Here is a 20,232-nt window from a genome sequence, read left to right on the forward strand (position 1 = left end):
GCATCAGGGATTCTTGGCGTTCTTTTTCAGAATGGGCTGCAGTTCGTCGACAAAGTCGCGAACGTCTTTGAAGCGGCGATAAACGCTGGCGAAACGGACAAAGGCCACTTGGTCGACAGCCGCGAGGCGAGCCATGACCATTTCGCCGAGCAGATGGCTGTCGATTTCGCTCTCGCCGGTAGCGTAAACGTCGCTCTCGATCAGCGAGACGATCTGCTCGATCTGTTCGTCGCTGACGGGGCGTTTCCAGCAAGCTTTGGCGAGGCCCGAGCGAATTTTCTCGCGATCGAAGGGCTCGCGGACGTTGTTCTTCTTCACCACCTTGATGCCCATTTCTTCCAGGCGCTCGTAGGTAGTGAACCGCTTTTTGCAATGCAAGCACTCTCGCCGGCGACGAATGGCAAAGCCATCCTGGCTGACGCGCGAATCAATCACGCGGTCGTTATCGACACGGCAAAACGGGCAACGCATGAGATGATGTCGAAAGAACGGCTGCAAACGATACGGCAACAGGCTACTTGCCAATATAGCGTGCGACGTTCAACGTGCCACTGCCACGATGGTCCATCGGGGTTATGCGTACTTCACCGTAAACACGACCGCTTCGAGATTCTCCGCAGCTGCATCGAAGAAGACACGCATCTTCTGAATGGCGATCCACAACTCGGCAAATTCTTTATCGCCGCGCGGCTTGGCGTACGAAGCGGGCAAGGCTTCGAACTTTTCGCGCACTTCGGGCTGCTTGAGTTCGTTGATGGCCTCGGAGACAAAGCCAACCATGTCGGGGCGAATGAGGATGGCGCTGAAATCGCTGCCGTGATGCAGCTGGCGGCCACCGAGCACGATGTGACTATGTGGAAAGTCACCGCCACTGGGGTCGAGTTCACCGTCGGTCGTAAGGCGGTGAAGCGGATCCCACGTCGTGCCAATATCGAGTGCCCGGCCACTCTTTTTCATCTCTGCCGAGGTCTTTAGTTCGTCCATGAAGGCTCCCAAGGGAGCATCTTCTTTGATACCGAACAATCGCTTCGCGTGATCGCGATCGAGCGCGAGGTAGTAGCCTCGTCCTAACACGGCAGCACCTGTGTGTGTGAGCGGAAACAAACGGGGTGATATTGCATAGGAGAGTTAGCAATCAATAAGTCGTACATGGTTTACCGCCAAAGGTTGTCGTCGGCAAACGGATGCGTGGGACCGAGCAGCTTGGGCTTGGGCAGAGCCTTCATGATGGCGGCTGCCAAACGCAGGTCTTCTTTGGAAGTGATTTTGATGTTCATTGCCGAACAAGGGACCACCGTCACCGGGTGCGGCAAGCGTTCGACAAGCTGCGCGTCGTCGGTGGCCGGTTCTGGGCCGCGGCGGGCGTAAGCATCGAGCAGCACCTGCCGGGCGAAGACTTGGGGCGTTTGAGCTTCCCAGAGTGCTTCGCGCGAGACCGATTCACGAATGACCTTGTCACTTCCCACTCGCTTGAGTGTGGCGGTGACCGGCGCGGCCAGCAGTGCGGCACCCGTGTGCGTGGCGGTTGCAAATACCTGGTCGATCCACTCTTCGGTGAGGCAAGGACGAGCCGCATCGTGCACGGCGATGTATTCGATATCGTCTCTTACTCGGGCGAGGGCCGCTTGCACTGAGTCGGTCCGTTCGACACCGCCGGTAACGATTTCGATTCCCATCATCGCGGCATTGCCAGCAAACTTTTCCTCGAAGTGGTCGAGATCCTCGGGCGAGATCACGATCAGAATCTGCTTCACTTCAGGGCGGTTCGAGAACTTTTCCGCAGCATGCATCCAGACGGGACGGTTCTCCAGCAGGGCGAAAGGCTTCTTATAGAATAAGTCGCCAAACCGGGTACTTTTCCCAGCGGCGGGCAAGATGACAGCGAACGTAGCCACAAGTGCGGATCCCGACGGATCGCCAATCCGAGGTAAAGGTAAAAAGGACAACGGGCGTATTTTTGTGGGTTTTGGCTAGGGCGTCAAGCTTGTTCGTAAGGAAGTGGATTGTTATACGGAACTACTTCACCCAACCAATCGGGATCGGCAGTAAGGATTTCTCGCCCGATCTCTACTTCCAAGGCTCGTTCGCGCGGAGTTGCGCGCTGGCCGGCGAGCTGTCGCTGCAGTTGTTGGCGGAGCAAGTCGGCTGCAGTTTGCTGGGGAATTGAGGTCGGCAGTTGTTGCCAGGATTGGATGACGGCGAGAGCGGTGAGCGTTTGGATTCGTGTGGCGATTTCCAGTCTTTGAGCTTGGGTGCCGAGAACACGCCCGCTGGAATCGGGCAAAAGTTGCTCGACTTCCGCAGCAGTTGCTTGCCAATCGTCGGCGGTGGAACTCGTCACCACAGAGTGCGTGGGCTTCTTCGCCAATGCATGAAAGATAGCCAGACCAAGCAACTCATTTTCACCTTCATAGATGCACGGAGCGAGATAGTCATAGGCGTTGTCTCCGGTCGCATGACCACGCAGGAAGAACCGCCCGCCGTGCGTAGGCAGGGCCAAATCGAAGGCCGCTTCCTTCACCGCTTGGCTGGCGAACACCTTGGCGATCATCGATTCGACTTCGCAGCGATAGCCGACGTCGAGCAGCGTACCACACCAAGCAGCGAGTGCATCGCAGCCCGCGATGAGCGCCGCGACTCGCGCGACGCGCGCTTGCACCAGTTCGGTCAGGGCCAATGCCTGGCCTTGCACCTGCCGCTCGCGAGCCCAGGCCAGCATGCCACCGAGAATCGTGCGCAAGTGCCCTGCAGCGAGGGCCGCGATCGCTGCCCGCCCGCGATTCAAGCCGTGATAGACAATCGCCAAGCCATCTTTGCCAGCCGGTGGTACCAAAAGCGAATCCAGCGGAATGGGCAGTTGGTTGAACCTCGCGCCCTGATTAATGGTGTGCCGCAGCGGATGGAGCGGATTAGGCACGAGCGAGAACTGTTCGCTTTCCGCTGCAGGCAGGTCAGCAATCACCACGGCGAGCTTATCGTCCACGCGACAGAGCAGCCCAATCGTTCGACCCGGCGCGAGATTGGTAATGAATGCTTTCTGGCCAGTGAGCAGCAGTTCGTCACTATGCCTAATGGCCGCCGTGCGAACACGTCGCAAATCGGAACCTGCTGCTGGTTCGGTCGACGCGAACGCCGACAGCTTTTCGCCTCGCGCAAGAGCCGGCAGAAACTTCTGCTTCTGTGATTCGCTGCCGAACGCCTGCAGCGGATCGACCGCGCCGATACAGCCGTGCACCGCAGCTAGTCCAGCGAAGGGAGAATCCATCACCGCTGCCCGCGTGAGGAACGGCAGAAACGAACGCATCCCGCAGCCGCTGCCACCATACTCACCTTCGACGAGCAGGCCCCAGTATCCGGCAGCGCCCAATTCGCGAATGACCTGCTCGCCATTCTTGCCGTCATCGCCGCGCAAGGTTCCGTCGCGCCGATGGGAGTGCAACACTGCCAAAGACGAAGCCATCGTTGCTTGAACGGCAGCGGAAACATGCTCCACCGCAACATGGAAGAGCGATTCGCGGGCAGCTTCTTCGACCATCCACAGCGCGCGATAGACGGGGCTCTGATCGGCCCGTTCGTGAGCAGGGTTTCTGGTTCCAGCGTTCATGTTGCCACTGTAATCGAATTTTATCAGGCTGGTGACGCACAGTTCGCACTTGCCAGCAGCATTGCGAAGGATTCAGCGGGGAGTTAGTCTCGAAAGTGTTCCTTCTCTTTGCGACTGGAGGGCGGCAATGCCGACCGTGCTGGGAAATTTTCCGTCGATCAACGAACTGCTCGAAAGCCCACCGCTGAAATCGCTCGTCGAGCGCGTGAATCCCACGCGTGTGATGAGCAGCGTCCGCTCGTTCGTCGATGGCATGCGTCACGAACTGCAAACCGCCGTCTCGCAGCGGCAAATCCCCTCACCCACGGCACTCGCCGAGCAGATTGCCCAGTGGATCATTCGCCAGGAACATGCCGGCGTGCGTGCGGTGATCAATGCGACCGGTATTGTGATTCACCCCGAGTTAGGCACCGGACCCCTGGCCGACGAAGCTCTGCTCGCCCTGCGCGAAGCGGCTGGCGGCTATGCCCGCGCCACTAGCCAAGATCTGGCGGGGCGAGGCTCTCGCATCGAAGAACTGCTGCAACAACTCACGGGCTGCGAAGCGGCCATCGTGACCAACAATACGTCGCTGGCACTCTCGCTGGTCACCAGTGCAATCGCTGGTGGTCGCCAAGTGCTCGTGCCGCGCGCACATCTGGTTGCCGCAGCCGATGGTTCTCGCCCCTACGAACTGATCGACGCTGCGGGTGGCAAGTTGCGCGAGTGTGGCGCGCTGAATCAATTGACTGCGGATGATCTCTCCGCTGGCCACTCCAGCGACGCGGCATTTTTGTTCTGGCAGCAGGGTCTTCCCTTTGAATTGACCGGTGCCAACGACGTGCTCGATTTGCCTGGCGTTGTCAGCTGGGCGAACAAGCATTCGCTGCCAGTCGTTGTCGACCTTGGCATTGGTGGCATGATCGATTGCAGTGCGTTCGGCCTGACGAAGCAACTCACCGCCAAAGAAGCGTTACAAGCGGGCGCTGCGGCGGTCATCGTACGCGGCGATGGCTTGCTCGGTGGTCCCTCGTGCGGAATGATCGTTGGCCGCAGCAGCTTTATCTCTCGTCTGGCTTCGTATCCACTCTTTCGCGCAGTGGCCGCCGACAAGCTCACACTGGCAGCGCTCGAGTCGACCCTCGAACTGTATCGCAACTCGGCCGAGCACCCAGCCAGTGAGCGAACCGCTGCCGATCCCACAGCCAATCTCAGCGAGCGCGCGATTCCACTCTTGGGATTGCTCGCCACACCAGCCGACAACCTGAAGCATCGCTGTGAGCGTCTTGCACCACAGCTGGCAGCCTCACCCGCGATGCGCTCGGTCGAGATCTTGCCGGGCAATGCCTATCTCACGGGTGCCAAACTTTCGAGCGAACGGCTGCCCACTTGGGGGCTCTCGCTCGAAGCTGCACAAGGCACAGCAACCGACCTGCTGCAACTGCTCGCAAGCACCACGCCCGCCATCATCGCGCGACAGGAAGCAGACCGGGTGTGGCTCGATTTGCGCACGGTCGCGCCGCGTGAAGATCAACAGATCGTGCTGGCAATCGAGCAGCTGGCGCGCGGCAAAGAGTCGGCGAAAGAAACCGCAAAGGAAGTTCCCCTGGCGTAACATCGCGGGTCGCTTTGCACCAGCATCTGCCAGCCGGCCCTAGCTCTTCGCTGGTCGATTTAACCGTTAAATTCCGGCCCGCCAGCCCGTCCTTTTGTGAACGGTTCTCGGCCGAAGCCGACAAAAACGCGTGAATCGAACCCTACCGTTGGGTAGACTCGTAGATTGGTTGGCAAGCTGATTTACAGCTCGCATCCATGATTGTGCACCTTGATTCACCACCCGATGAAGCGTCTCTTGCTACTTCCGCTATTGGTTTGTTGCCTGCTAGGCAGCTGGCTGATTGCGCAAGAAGAGGTTCGCCCGGTCACGGTGCTTCCAAATCAAACTGGCCCCGAAGCCAAGTTGCCACTCGCTCCCAACGGCGAATTGCCATCTCCCGCGCCTGCACCTGCGACCGTGGAACCTGCCAAGCCAGCCGTGCGCGGCGAGCCGCAGTTTCCTCCCGAGGCACATCCTTGGGGTCGCTTTCCTCTTGGATCTTGGAAGGTCGTGCGCGTGACTGCCGAAACGCTCGATGCCAAGGGAAAGCCAGTGGGCAGTTCGATCACCGAAACCAAGACCACCCTCATTGAAGCCAGCGATCACGATTATTCACTGCGCGTCGAAGTCACGGTTCAAGTCGAGGGCAAACGCTTTGCCCGCCCACCACAAGTGACCAAGCTCAGCTATTGGGGCGACCTGAGCGAAGCGCCTCTGGGCGTGCGCAAAGTTGGCACATCAGACTTGGAGCTTAACGGCCAACGCATCCCCTGCGAAATTCGCCAGGCGGTAACCGAACACCAGGGTCAGCGCCGTCAATCGGTGGTGCACTATGCCGAAACGACTTACCCTTTTGTCTTGAAACGCGAATCGGTCGTCACGCCCGTTGCGAGCGACGCCAAATCGCACACGACCACGGTCGAGGTCATGGCGTCCGACATGCCCAAGGAAGTCCTTGGCCATACGCGCTCGGTGGCGTATGTCCGTACCTCGCGCCGGTATCCCACCGGTTCAAGCCTCACGATGGAAATGCAATCGGCCGACATTCCGGGCGGAGTCGTCTCGCACTCGTCGCAAGAATCGGACGAGACTCACGTTCTCACGCGCCGTAGCACGCTGGAGCTCGTCGACTACGGCGTCGGCAGCGAAGTGGTCGAAGAAGCCTCTCCCGCCCGAAAACGCTGGTTCCGCTCGCGCAGTCGTCGCAGCGAAGACATGGCGCCGCCGCGGCGCTAGCTCCCCCCCGCCTCGCGAAAAACGGCGGAAATTGCTACTCTTGCACATTGTCGGCGTTGCCCAGGGGCAACCCTCTCCCTGCCCGACAACCTTGAACCGTAAACTTAAAACCTTGAACCGATCTGCTTTCCGTTTGGAGATTGAAACCGATGGCTGTCACCGCTGAACGTGCTTTCCGTCTTTGTCAGTTGCTCAAGGGGGTCGCCACGCGGGAACATCTGTCGCTCGCCGACTACCTGGGTGCCATTCCCAAGCTCGACTCTCTCAGCGACCTCCCTGCTGGCACCACTGTCCTGATTCGCGGCGATGTCGATGCCAAAGTGGGCGCCGAAGTTGGTCAGGGCGATATTCGCCTTCGCTCGATGGTCGAGACTATCAAGTTTGGCCAGCAGAAGGGCTTCAAGCAGGTGGTCTTTGGTCACCTGGGCCGCAAGGAAAAGGACAAGCCGATCGGTTCGCTCGCCAAGGTGACTACTCGCCTGGGCAAGTTGCTCGATTGCGAAGTCACACTCATTGAAGATTGGCTCGACGAAAGCACCAGCACCGTGAAGGATGCTGTGCAGAAGCAAATCGCCGCCGCTCCGAATGGTAGCGTGTTCGTGCTGCAAAACGTCCGGGGCTACGACATCGAAACGGCGCTTTGGAAGGCGAAGCCCGATGCGCTCGCCGCCGTTGCCGCCAAGCAAGCCACGTTCGCCGATTCACTCGCCGAAAAGATTGGCGAAGTTTACGTGAACGAAGCTCTCTCCGCTGGCAGCCTCGATGCTTCCAGCACGGTGGTTCCACTCGCCATGAGTCGAGTTGCCCTCGGCACGTACACGGCACGCGAGTTCGAAGGGCCCATGATGGAGTGCATGCAGGCTCAGTTCGTGGTCTTCAGCGGCATCAAGATCGACAAGCTCGACGATCTCGAAGCGATGATCAATCGCGGCAAGATCAAGACGATCATCTCAGCCGGTTCGCTCGCGATGGCCCTGAAGAAGGCCGAAGCACTCGTCGCCGGCAAAGAATTCTGCCTGGGCGTGACCGAAGACCCCGCCCACGCCGACAAGCCCTACTACATCCCGCCCGACCGCATCGAGCAAGCTCGTCGCATGCTGGAGGCCGGCAAGAAGCAGGGCATCGAGTTTGTGCTGCCTTGCGACTTTGTCCTCGGCGATGCCCGCGTTGTCGAAACACTGCAGCCTGGCGATCAGCAATTCGACATTGGCCCAAAAACCATAGCCCTGTTCGACAAGAAGATCGGCGACTTCATTGCCAGTCGAAAGGGACAAGAAGCATCGACTGTTGCTTTCCACAACGGCGTCTTCGGCATGTTCGAAGATCCTCGCTTCGAGGCCGGTACAAAGGCCTTCATCGGCCAACTGAAGCGACTCACCGACGCGGGCATCAAGGTCTACGTAGGTGGCGGCGAAGGTGGCACAGCCCTCGAACGCTACGGCCAACCCAACTGGGTCACCCACTGCTTTACCGCAGGCGGCACCGTCCTCAACGCTCTTGGCAGTGAGCCCGTTCCTTATCTTGTCGCCCTACGCATGGCCGCCCAGGACGCCTAATCGAGCACGTCCCATTCTCCTCAACAAAACGCAAACGCCGGTGAGACCTCAGTCACAGCGGCGTTTTGCCCTTTCTGACCTCTGACCTCTGCGTTCCGAGCCTCTTGTCTCAGAACTCTGAACTCAAAACTCAGAACTGCGGTTCTACATCGTAGGTCCGAAGCGTTCGTCGGTGCCGTTGCCGGGGACTTGGAAGTCGGGGGGTGAGAGAGCGGTGGGGCCTTGGTCGGCGACGTCGGCAGCTTCCCAGCAGAAGTCGTCGTCGCCGAGTTTGCCATAGACGTCGTCGTCGACACCGTCGTGCGTGATCGTCGCTAGGCCGGTGCGAAGGTTGGAGGTGCCCCAGATGTTGAGGAGTGCGAGGAGCGCGGCGTCGTTATCGGTGCCGCTCGAATACGTGGCCGCGCTGAACGGACCAACGCTGGCGACCGAGGTCCACGTGCTGTGTTCGTTGGCCACGCTGCCCGTAATGAGCAGGTCGTTGCCAAACTCACCGCTCATGTTGTCTTCGCCGGTACCGCCGATCAGCACGTCGTTGCCGCTGCCGCCGTTGAGAATGTCGTTGCCCGCTTCGCCTACGAGCAAGTCGTTGCCGAGATAGCCGGCCAACTGATCGTTACCCGCACCGCCATACACACGATCGTCGCCGAAGCCGCCGTCGGCGATGTCATCGCCGAAGCCGCCGTGCAGGTAGTCGTTACTGTCGAAGCCGCCAAGCCGATCGTTGCCGCCGCCACCGTAAATCACGTCGTTGCCGGTGCCGCCACTGAGCGTGTCGTTGCCGCCGATGGGCGAATCCTGCGGCGGAACCACATCGGTCGATGCAGGTGCGTTATCGCCCCACAGCACATTGTCGCCGTTGCCGCCATTCACACTGTCGTTATCGAGACCGCCGACGAGCCAGTCGTTGTTGGTCGCACCATAGAGCAGATCGTTGCCACCTTCGCCGTAGAACTCGGCCGAGACCGTGAGGTTGGCTTGCGTGACGTAGTCCGCGCCGTCGCCGGCATAGACGATCGTCTTATTGCTCACGTTGTAGTCGCCGAACGTGCTGTTGATCCGCAGACGCACGCGGTGAGGCTGTGCCACCGTGTTGTTGCGGCTGAACTGAATCAAGTCATTCGCACTGGTCGTGCGGGCGAACAAGTCGCCGACTTGCACATTCGTCAGCTTGCCTTGGTCGACGAGATTCAGGTCTTCGATTTCGCTCCAAGCGACCGGTTGACCTGCGCTGTTGAGCACGCCGGATGAACCGGCGGCAACGACGACGGGCGCGGTGTTGGGGATCGAAGTGATGTCGAGATTGAGCGTGTCGCCGATGATATCGCCGACTGGTGCCGGCAACGGATTCGTGGGGATGCCGCCGTTGATCGTGATCGCCGTGCTCATGCTTGGACGAATGAGTTGCGTGGTCGGTGCGACCACGAGGCCGACGTTCATTGCGCCGGTGCCGACGAGTCCCGCCGGTGTTTCGCCGAACGTATCGAGGCCCGCATCGCCGAACAGCGAGACACTCGTCACTCCGCTCGGCGTTCCGGTGGGCAGCGGCGAGGTGCCGCCGATTTGATCGGAGGTGAAGACGCGGAACTGATCGTTGCCGCCGCTGCCGCGCAAGATGACCGCATCGAGATCGTGCGGAGTCGTGGTCGGCGTGAACTGCGAGTTGAGATTGTCCGCGTCGCTCGTGCCGGTGTAATCGAGGTTGTCGATGTTGCGGAACGTGACTCCGCTCGCATTGAGACCGGTGAGAACGTAATCCGGATCGGTTCCGTTCAATGCATTGAGCGCGACAGTGTCACCCGTGAGATCGCCGCTGTCGTTGATCTCCAAGCGATCGACGGCGAACGTCATGTCGCCGCCGCTGCCGTCGACGACGACCGGACCGGCGATGAAGTCAACCGTGGGAGCCGCATCGAACAGCTGGAACAAGTCGCCACCGAGACCACCACGCAGTGTGACGATGCCCGTGTTGCCGCTGGTGCTCTGCACGCGGAGGGTATCGACCGCGCCGTCGTCGGCGAACAAGCCTTGACCGTGCAAGTTGATTGCCGGATCGTTGTTCTGGCCACTGCCGAGACTGAGAAGGTTCAGCGAATCAGCACCCGCGAGAGCATTCACATTGAGCGATGTAAAATTATCACCGCTGAAGTCGAACGGCGTGTAACCGGCACCCATGCTCACGCGCGTGTCGGCAAGGTTCGCGGCGATGCTCAGTGCATCAGCCACGTCGCTACCGAGCACGGTGAGCGCGCCCGGAGTGGTGCCCGCGCCGGTGCGCTGCACCAGTTCGACGTTCGCAAAGTACGTCTGCAGATCAACCGCGTTGCTTGTGCTGAGCACTTCGCCCGTGTTGCTCGGCATGCTGCCGGTGCCTGTGCCGAAGGCATACGTCTGCGCGGCGCTCGGTCCGGTGAGCGCGAAGATGAGCGTGTCGTTGTTGCCGCCGCCATCGAAGAAGAACTCGGCCTGGCCGGCGAGGTTCGTGTTGTCGCCGGCTCCTGGAGCGAGACCGCTGAAGTTCACGAGGCCACCGAGGTCGTTGATCGTAAGGAAGTCGCGATCGTTACTGCCAAGGTACGTGAACGAGAGAATCGTCGCGAAATCTCCCTGAAACACGATGCCCACGTCGTTGTCATCGGGCGCGATCGCATCACCGGTGCGCGACAGCACGAAGTCGGCTCCGCTGCGCGACAATGTCAGATGATCATCAATGCCTGTGTTGCCGAACGGCGTGTTGTTCGCATCCAGGGCCAAGTGATACGCGGCATTCGCGTTCACATCCTCGATGCTCGTGTACGCCACCTGTCGCAGCGGCACGCCGAACGTCCACGTCCCCGCGCCGATACCACCAAGCGTCAACAGCGGATTCACCGCCGCGCTGAGATCCAAATTCAACGTATCGCCCGGCGACGTTCCCACCGGCAAGTTGCCGCTGATGAAGAACTCCGTCGTCCCTTGCGGCGCGAGATTAAACGTATCGTGGTCGTCATTGCCGTTCAGGTACGTGCCACCCACCGGCGCCAGCGGCGTGGTAATCACCGCGGCATTCGCAATCGTGAGCGTGCCACCGGTCGTGGCATCGGGGCCAGCCGGCAGTTCCGCATCACCGACATCCACACCAATCACCACCTGCAGCGCCGCACTCACGTTGCCGTTGATGATCGCATCGTCACCCGCATTCAAGAACACATTCGCCGTTGTCGACTGCACCGTCACGCCGCCATTGATCGTCAGATCATCATCGAGCAGCGGCGCATCGTTGTCGTCCGTGGCAGTGAACGTGACGTTGCCAGCGGAGATGCTGTTCGCCGCGATCGTCAGCGGACTGCTGTTGACGATGGTTGTGGCACCGCCGTCGTTGCGAGCACCAAAGCCCAGCGTGCGAAGATCGCTGACGGTGAGCAGCCCGCCCACGCTGTTGAGCACGTTGATCTCGCCGCTCGTCGTGTTGAACAGCTGAATCGCGCTCACCGACGTCTCGAGCGTATTCCCCGCACCGATACCCGTCGCCGCCTGCAAGAACACATTCGGGCCCGTGATGTTCACATCATCGTCGCCATCGATGATCGCCCCGCCCGCCACGATCCCACCACCTGCCGCCGTGCTCACATTCGCGATCGTCGCATCTCCCACCGTCGTCAGCGTGTTCGCACCCAACGCCAACAACGAATCATTCGACCCCACCCCGTCTCCCGCACCTACGTACGACGAAATGGTCTCATTCGCCAACAACTGCAGCGTCGCTCCCAACGCCACATTCACCGGCCCAGCACCGTTGGCGATTGCATCGCCACCCTGCACTTGCAACACACCCGCGTTGACGTTCGTCGTGCCGGTGTAGAGGTTGCTGGCGCTGAGGAGCAAGTTGCCCGCGCCCAGTTTGTTGAGGCCACCCGCGCCCGAGAGTTGGCCGGACAAGCCAATGTTGAAGCCATTGGAATCGATGATGGCCGGACCAGTGGCGTTGGTCAGGTTCATCGGCAGCGAAGACGTAAAGTTGGCAGTCGCCCGCAAGGTTCCCCCGCCCAGATTGACGAAGAACGGCGTACCGTCGCTGACGACTCCGCCGGAACCCACATTCAGAGTTCCACCATTCAGCGTGTAGGTTCCGCTGCCGCCGACGGGCACGCGACTGTTCACGTCCAACTGCGTGGTGTTGACCGTTCCGCCCGTTTGCAGGAACGTGCCGGTGCCATCGGTCGCGACCGAGAGGGCGAAGCCGTTGTTCACGATCAGAATTCCGGAGCCGCTCATGTTGTAAGTGACCGATGACGGGTAGTGAGCGAGACGGACGCCGTTCCCTTCTCCAGCATCGCCCGTGGTGGTGATGGTGCCACCGGAGTGATTGATGATCGCCGTGATCGCGCTGCCGTCGCTACGTTCGCCGGCGACAAGGCCTTGCGTCGTCAGCGAGCCCGAGAGCACGTTCAGCACAGCTGTGGCCGCACCTGCGGCGATGCCAGCAATTTCCGTGTTGCGATTGGTACCCACAATCGTCAAGCCCGAAGTGGTGACAGTTGGTCCGTCGATCGTCAACGTGCCACGACCGATCACAATGCGACTCAGCGAGATCGCGCCCGCGCCTGAGAGCACCTGCTGGCCGTTGTTGGCGATTGCTCCACGAATGTAGAGCCCGTTCGTTCCGGCGATCGTTCCCGAGAAGGTGTGAGTCGCGTTCAAATCATCCAGATACAGCCCGCCGTTGTTGCCGGTGATGCTGCCGCCGCCAGCTAGATTGCCAATGATGTCGCTAAAGCCATTCATGTTGAACGTGCCACCGGCGTCGATGGTGAAATCGCTGCCGTTGGCGAAAGCATCGGCTTGCAGCAGACGGAGCGTGGCACCGTTGTTGACGGTGACGTTGCCCGCCCAGGCTCCGTCGGTAGCAACACCTGGCCCCACATCAACCTGGCCCGCAGCGACGGTGAAGACACCGCCCGCATTGGCAGCGGAGGCATTGGTGAGCGTCATGAGCCCCGTACCGCTTTTGGTAATACCCATCGTGCCGCCACCCTGCGTGGTCGCGGCAGAGTAGTTCAAGGTTGCGCCAGCGGCCACGTTGATGGGCAACACGTTGCCCGGATTGCTTTCGCGAATGTTGATGCGGCCCTGAATGTTCGCGGCACCGCTGGTGACGTTGATGGCTGAGCCACCGCCCAGCGAGTAGAGCTGCGCTGTGGCATTGCTGCTGGTGCCGCCGTTCGAGCGGAGCGTGCCGCCGGCCATGTTGATGGTGAGTCCCCAGCCGTTATCGCCACTGGCGATGTTGTCGACGAGGCCTCCGTTGATATTGAGCGTGTCGACTTTCGTGCCTCCACCAAAGCCGAGAGCGTTCGCGGTCGACAGCCGCAGAGTGCCGGCAGCATTGACGGTGACCACGCCGCGAACGGCGCCTTCGCCATCGACGGCCGCATCGGCCAGATCCAAGATGCCGCCATCAACAATGGTCCCACCAGCGAATGTATTTTCGGCGGTGAGCGACAGCGTGCCGAGACCCAGCTTGTTAATGCCCCCCGTGCTAGAAATGATGCTGGTGATTTGCAGATCGGGGTCGGCAGTTCCGTCGGCAACCGTGATGGGCAAGCTGGTCACGCCGTTGGTGATGGGTGCCGAGATGACCGAAGGCGTCGCCGAGGCCAGCGTCGTGATAAACGAACCCACCGACGATTGCGGATTGATGCCGGTGGTGCCGTTGAGCGTGCCGCCGGTCATGGTGATACCCTTCACCCACATGCCGCCCGCAAAGGGCGAAGACGCAGTGAACGTGCCGCCGTTGATGAACACGTTGGGTATGTTCGCGGCCGTGGTGTGGCCAAGTTGGTTGTTGCCCGTTTGAGCAATGACCGTGGCCCCGGTGTTGATGGTCAGGTTGCCAGCGCCCACGGTGCTGAAGCCGTCGTTGGCGGTACTGGTCAGCGAGAGCGTGCCCGCATTGACCGTCGTGCCGCCGACGTAGGGATTCTTGTTCGACAAGGTCAACGTGCTTGTGCCGTTCTTGGTAATGCTGCCCGCTCCACTGATGACACCACTGGCCGTGATATCGTGACCACCGGCCACGGTGTCAACGATGATCGGCGCATTCAGCAGGATGTTGCCAGTGAAGGTGGTGTCGTTGTTTTCCGAGGCCAGCGTGCCGCCATTGAAGATGAGCGCTTCGGGCACGGTATAAGCACCGTAGTAGGCCAAGATCGCACCCGCGTTGATGGTGGTCGTATCCGTTGGCCCACCAGTGCCCAGGGCATTGCTCGTTTGAATGGTGGTGCGCCCAGCGCTCAGTACAATTGCCGCGCCATTGAGCGGGCTGGAGATCGCGAACTGAAAGCCACCGATCTTGGTCAAGGTAAAGTTATTGCCTGTAAAAGTCACGCCGCCGCGAACATCCCACCGCGCGGTACCGCCGATCGTGGTATTGCCGGTGAGGGTGAGATTGCCAAAGCCTTGATTGACAATCGCAGCGCCGGTGTTGATGATCGCGCCGTTACCACCGACGCCAACACCCTGCACGCTGATTGCCTCGGCGCTACTTCCCGCGCTGTAGGCTCCGTTCAAGTCGAGCGTCGCGCCGGCTTGAATGTCGGTGCCACTCGCCGTGCTACCAAGCGAACTGGAGTTCGTCAGGCGAACCGTACCGGCTTGCACCAAGGTCGCGCCACCATAAGTGTTGACGCCCGCCAGCACGATGGTGCCCGCGCCGCTCTTCGTCACGCCACCGGCTCCGCTGATGATGCCGGCCAGCGAACTGGCGACGCCCGTGTTGGTGATCGAAAGGCCTGTACCCTGCGCGATGGTGCCAGCAGCGGTCGAACTCACATTCGCCGCAGTGATGCTCACGGCCCCGGTCACGGCGAGTGCACCGTTCACATTCACCGCATCGGTGCCTGCGCCGGTGAGAATGGTCAGGTTGGTGTTGCCATGCACATTGTTCGCACTGTTGATCGTGATGGTGTCGTTCCCATCCACGCCGCTAGTTACCGTGTCGATGGTGACCGTCGTGTTGTTGCGCAGGGCCACAGTTTCGAACGGAACACCGTTGCTCGTGCCGCTGACGACGAGCGAATCGTTGGTGCCTGGGCCGAAGTCGTCGCCATTGACGATCGTCACCACGTCGTCGCTGTTGGGGAACACGACGAGAGCCGAGGCCATGCCGGCGATATCAATCGGAGCCAACTGCGTGAACGTGATGACCGTGCCATCGACGGTGAGCGTGCCATCGTTATCGAGCGCGCCGTTGACGACGCCGTTCGGGGCATACACGGCCGCTTGGGTTCCACTGCCAATCGCGCGAAGCGTATCGCCTGGCGCGGCGGTTTGACCACCACCGGCAAAGCTGACCGGAATCGCGCCGACGGCACCACCACCGAAATCGACCGTAAGCGTGTCGTTGTCGCTCGAGCCTTGCACGGCGATGCTGGCCACTTGAGCGACGGGCGTCGAGCGCACGAGCGAGCCATTGGCGTAGAACTCAAGGTTCGTACCATTACGAACAATGCGGAAATCGTCAGCTGTGCCATCGCCGGCCTGCTGCGAACTGGCTTGCAGCGTGACGGTCGAGCTTTCGAGCCCCAGCGTGTAGTAGCCATCGGCCAGCGAGCCATCGGGCACGTCGAACACGATCTGATCGCCGACCACGGTAGGCGCAAGATTGAGCGCCGTGAACGACGAGTTGGCAGATTCAAAGTTGTTATTCGGGCTATAGAGCAAGCGATAGCCGACCGTGCCAACAGGGATCGAGGCAATGCCTGCGTCGGAGAAATCGAAGGCCAGTTTGCCGTTGACCACGCCCGTCTTGTCGACATACCAAGCGCGCTCCCAGCGGCCTTGCACGGCGGCCGGCAGATCGGTGGCGACGACGCTATTGGCGGCCAACTTATAGCCAGCGGCCAGCGAGTTGCCCGTGCCGACCGTGCCCGACGAGGCTTCGATACCGAAGCCTGCTTGTCCTGCCGAGATAACATCGGTCTGGGCCAGATAGCCGGTGACTTCGACTTCGCCGAGCGAAAGGACGTTGGTGTCATCGTTGGGACCGCCACCAGCCGGTGTGCGCCGGACAACGGTCCAACGAGCAGCCGTGGGATTGCCGGCGGTCAACGTGGGAACGGGAATTGAGGCCGGACCACCAAGGGCATTCGCCGGATTGAGCAGTGGTGACGTGAAGACGGGACTGCCGCCCAAAGTTGGATCGGTCGCCCACAGTTCCACCGTGATATCGCGCAGGCGTTCAGGGCAGCAACCGCCGCCGCGATTGTAAAGCAGCACATTCGAAACAAGGTACGATCCGCCGAGATCGATCGTCAGTGCCGGTGCCGCGTCGTTGCTAAGCGTGTGGGTGAAGTCCCCCGTGGTCCCATTCACCGCGTTCGAAGCGGGGTAGCCACCGAGCGTGGTAGTTTGCGTGGTCACTTTCCCCACGGCTGCATTCGCGGGAACGCCGATGCCGCTGGCCAGGCCGATCACACCAAAGTCGTAGTCGCCATTGGCGGGACTGTCGCCGTTGTAGATGTCGCCCGCACCCAAGGTGATGCCATACTTGGCAGCCAGCGCGCTTTCGATGATCTGTTGTTCGGGAGCAGTGACCAGGCGATTGAAGGCCACAATGTCGCCGATCTGTCCGCCCCACGAGCGTGGTGTATTCGCGCCAATCTGAAAGTAGTCGCCAATGCTGGTCGACGCGATTGTGGCACCACTAGGACGCGTCGCGGTCAAAATGTGCGAAGTGTTGAGCGCCGCCGTCGGGTTGGTACCGGGTACGCCGTTCACATACAACAGCCCTGGATTGCTCAGGTCATTGCCGTCGCCCGGGTGTTGCCAGCTCGTCGCGCTTTGACGGCGAATGCCGAAGTCGCCGTTGTCTCGGCCGATGATGCCCGAGAGACCATTGCTGGTCGCGGTGCTGTTGACGATGAAGATCGAAGCAGGTGCCGTGCTGCTGGCCAGAACCAGTTCGTCGGCATTCGGGGCGACCGCCGGATCGCCACCCGCACCCACCAGGCTGCCATCAAAGCTGATCGCCGGCTGATTGTTCCCCAGCGAACCGCTGCTGACGAACGTCGGCTGTTTGAGCGGGTCGGCCTGGACGAAGTTATTCGCAGCCGTACCAGAATTGTTCCAAGCGGCAACCGGATCGCCTGGGTTCAGCGCCAAGCTACTCGCATTCAACTGATAGAGCAGGCTCGCACTATTGAGGGCCTCAAAACCACCCACCACGGTGCCGCCAGTAATGGTAGCCATCAGGGTGCGGTCTTCGAGCGATTCGAGAAATAACCGGCGGCGATGTTGTCGGACCTTGGCTGGAGAAAGCAGACGCTGACGGGCAGAGAGGGGGGCAAGAGAGCGTGCCTGGGCCATGCAAGGTAATTCCTTCGCGTAATTCGGCGGAAGAGAGATGGCGCTAACTCGCGAGAAAATTGATTCGCAGCAGAAACAACTTCGCAGGTCTTGCAGCCAGAGCAGTCAGCCGTCAGCAGGTGGAGAAGTGAGAGGTGGGAGGAATATCCGGATTTACCGGGGACTGCATTAAAATAGTAGTGGCCAACTATCAATTCAAGGGAAATGTGTAGAAATCAACCATTACCACTCGCCGGGCGGGCCTGTTTCTGGGTCGAAAGAGGGGCTGCGAGCATCGCGTCGCAGGTGCCTGGACTACGCCATGAAGAATCACCACCCGCGCGGAAGTGAGGGCAACCAACGCCGGTAACAACTCGGCGTAAGTCGTGACTTGGGGGACTTCCGAGAGGTGCCGCCCGACTATTCGCCTCAGCCAGGAATGAACAGAAGTCTTCCCTTGCTGTTTCTCTGCGTTTCCCCGCCAAAGCTCAGGTACCAATCCAAGTTTGATAACTTTTTCGCACGATTTGTCGCGTTTCGAAATAAGTCCTAAGCCGATTATTATCTTGGACTTCGGTCGAATGATAACCGGTTATTTCACCAATTCTTGATAACCGTTTGATAACCACTTTAGACTGCCATTTTGGCATGCGTCGGCTCGGCGAGGCTTGCTGCTGCGGTTGCCACTAGGGAAGCTAATGCCCCCTAGAAACTGAAAGCATTGCGACCAGCGAATCAGCACTTACAGCAGATCCACAGAGACGATCAGCTCGAACGAAACGCCAAAACTGGTTGCCTGTCGTTCTGCTCCAGAGAGCTACAGGCACCCAGTTTCCGAATCTTGCTGACCAAGAATGACGCGCGCGCCGCATCCGCGTCGGCCTGCTTTACCACACAGGTCGTTCCACCAAATTTCCGAAGAACATGCCGACATTGTCGAAAAGTGGTGATTGATTGTCAATCATATTTTCAGCAATTGATGTGCCGGACTGACGGACGTTGCGGACGATTCAGCCGCCTCAGGCTTACGCACCGTTAGCAGAGATTCGCCCAGGCGAGCTTTTACGGCCCCAGCACGACCACCGTGTCGGCCGGCAAGTGAATGCCGTTCGCGGCGATTTGGATTTCGGCTTTCGAGCTCAATTTGCAAAGCAGGGGCCGGCCGCTACGGAGGGGAACGGTTTGCGGGGTAGCGGCAAAATTGAAGACGCTCGTCATCGGTCCGCGTTCGACAATCAGCCAGCCTGCCTCTTCGTCGAACGTGGTGTCAATCAGATCGAGCCGGCCATCGGTAAAGGAGTTCGTCGAGCGGCGGAGGCGTGTCAGTTGCCGATACCAGCGCAACATATCGGCATGAGGCGACTGGCTCACCTCTTCCCAATTCAAGATCGACCGCTCGTAGGTGGCCTTTTCGCGCGGGTCGGGCACATCTTCGGGCAGCCAACCAAAGGCAGCAAACTCACGCCGGCGACCGTCGGCCACGGCTTGCGCCAATTCAGGCTCCGCGTCGTAATCGACAAAGTATTGAAAGGGTGACGAAGCCGCCCACTCCTGCCCCTGAAACAATTGCGGCACAAACGGCGAGAGCATCATGAGCGCCGCCCCCATCTTCGAGCGCTCGTGGCTCACCAACTGGCTCAGGCGTTCGCCCCGCGCGCGGTTGCCGCACTGGTCGTGATTCTGCGAAAAGACGACAAACTTGCTCCCCGACAGCCCGAGCGGCGGACGCCCATGCCGTCGTTGCCGAAAACTCGAATGCCGGTTGGCATAGACGTAAGGCTGCTGCATGGCGGTGGCCAGATCGGCGAGCGTGCCGAAATCGGCATAGTAGCCACCCCGCTCACCGGTGAGCACAGCATGAATCGCATGATGCACGTCGTCGGTCCATTGGGCATCAATGCCAAAGCCGCCGATCTCCCACGGCCGCACCACTCGCGGGTCGTTCGAGTCACTCTCGGCAATCAGCACCAAATGGCGTCCCAGATGCGCTTTGAGCTCGTCGACCTCCGTCGCCAATTGCTCCAAGAAGGGAAGAGCCGACGTATCGACAATCGCGTGGACCGCGTCCAGCCGCAGACCATCAATGTGATAATCGCGCAGCCACATCAGGGCGTTGTCGCAAAAGAATCGCCGCACTTCATCGCAATACGGTCCGTCGAAGTTGAGCGCATCTCCCCAGGGCGTCTTGTGCTCCTTGGTAAAGTACGGACCGAACTCGCTCAGGTAGTTTCCTGAGGGACCGAGATGGTTGTAGACGACGTCGAGAATGACCGCGAGCCCGCGCGAGTGACAAGCGTCGACCAAACGCTTCAGTCCTTCGGGTCCGCCCCAAGAATGCTTGGGCGCGAACAGATCGACGCCGTCGTAGCCCCAGCCTCGGTCGCCATGAAATTCCGCGACCGGCATGATCTCGACATGCGTGACCCCGAGGTCCACCAGGTGATCCAACTTGTCGATCGCCCCGTCGAAGGTCCCTGCCGGCGAGAAGGTGCCAATATGCAACTCGTAGAGCACCGCCGACGCAAAGGGTGGGGCCTGCCAGCGCCGGTCGGTCCAAGCGAACGCGCTTTGATCGACTGTCCGCGAAGGACCATGCACGCCGTAAGGTTGCCAGGCAGACCGCGGGTCGGGACGGGGCGGACCTCCGTCCAGTGAATAGCGATAGTCGGTTCCCGGACCAACCTCTGGCAAGTCAATTTCCCACCAGCCATGCGAACTTTGTTGGAGCGAATGCCGCGATTTCTCCAGCACCAGTTCCACGCGCTGCGCCCGCGGCGCCCATAGTCGAAACATCACACCTGCCTGCCCAGTTGTCGTTCAAGGTTAGGTACGGTGAGGCAACGATCGCCCGAAGGGAGCAACCTGCCTCAACCAACGCTCCCCTGCATGTTCCATGGACAGGCAAGCCGCAGCAAGGGGGATCAAGTTGTTAGCTA

At 60.3% G+C, this 20,232-nt stretch carries 9 protein-coding genes; 3 read left to right on the top strand and 6 right to left on the bottom strand.

Annotated features, from left to right (window positions below; translation table 11 throughout):
- Window positions 1-3 precede the first annotated feature (3 nt).
- From nrdR to NA78x_RS02090, 4 genes are all read right to left on the bottom strand, one after another.
- Entirely contained in the window at window positions 4-471 is a 468-nt protein-coding gene (gene nrdR, locus NA78x_RS02075) for a transcriptional regulator NrdR (RefSeq protein ID WP_425616760.1), read from the bottom strand.
- Between the two features lie 102 nt (window positions 472-573).
- Complete coding sequence (locus NA78x_RS02080; protein WP_425616761.1) at window positions 574-1,074, bottom strand: DUF1877 family protein; 501 nt, start codon at window positions 1,072-1,074, stop codon at window positions 574-576.
- Window positions 1,075-1,154: 80 nt separating this feature from the next.
- Entirely contained in the window at window positions 1,155-1,895 is a 741-nt protein-coding gene (gene ispD, locus NA78x_RS02085; protein ID WP_425616762.1) for a 2-C-methyl-D-erythritol 4-phosphate cytidylyltransferase, read from the bottom strand.
- Between the two features lie 83 nt (window positions 1,896-1,978).
- Window positions 1,979-3,604, bottom strand: a complete 1,626-nt coding sequence (locus tag NA78x_RS02090; protein WP_425616763.1) for an acyl-CoA dehydrogenase family protein — start codon at window positions 3,602-3,604, stop codon at window positions 1,979-1,981.
- Between the two features lie 127 nt (window positions 3,605-3,731).
- On the opposite strand from NA78x_RS02090, the gene selA reads away from it, so the two are divergent.
- The 3 genes from selA (at window position 3,732) to NA78x_RS02105 (ending at window position 7,972) form a co-directional block, all read left to right on the top strand.
- Window positions 3,732-5,198 carry an L-seryl-tRNA(Sec) selenium transferase gene (gene selA / locus NA78x_RS02095; protein ID WP_425616764.1) on the top strand — a complete coding sequence of 489 codons (1,467 nt, stop codon included), beginning with the start codon at window positions 3,732-3,734 and terminating at the stop codon, window positions 5,196-5,198.
- A 225-nt stretch (window positions 5,199-5,423) separates the two neighbouring features.
- Window positions 5,424-6,416, top strand: coding sequence for a hypothetical protein (locus NA78x_RS02100; protein ID WP_425616765.1), 993 nt, complete (start codon window positions 5,424-5,426; stop codon window positions 6,414-6,416).
- Between the two features lie 149 nt (window positions 6,417-6,565).
- Window positions 6,566-7,972 carry a phosphoglycerate kinase gene (locus tag NA78x_RS02105; RefSeq protein WP_425616766.1) on the top strand — a complete coding sequence of 469 codons (1,407 nt, stop codon included), beginning with the start codon at window positions 6,566-6,568 and terminating at the stop codon, window positions 7,970-7,972.
- Window positions 7,973-8,116: 144 nt separating this feature from the next.
- Here the strand turns inward: NA78x_RS02105 and NA78x_RS02110 are convergent, their stop codons facing one another.
- Window positions 8,117-17,317 (bottom strand): autotransporter-associated beta strand repeat-containing protein, encoded by a 9,201-nt coding sequence (locus NA78x_RS02110; RefSeq protein WP_425616767.1) that lies wholly within the window; start codon window positions 17,315-17,317, stop codon window positions 8,117-8,119.
- Between the two features lie 1,041 nt (window positions 17,318-18,358).
- Window positions 18,359-20,089, bottom strand: a complete 1,731-nt coding sequence (gene treZ / locus NA78x_RS02115) for a malto-oligosyltrehalose trehalohydrolase (protein WP_425616768.1) — start codon at window positions 20,087-20,089, stop codon at window positions 18,359-18,361.
- Between the last annotated feature and the right edge of the window lie 143 nt (window positions 20,090-20,232).

It is taken from the genome of Anatilimnocola aquadivae (assembly GCF_049819085.1).
GTDB lineage: Bacteria > Planctomycetota > Planctomycetia > Pirellulales > Pirellulaceae > Anatilimnocola.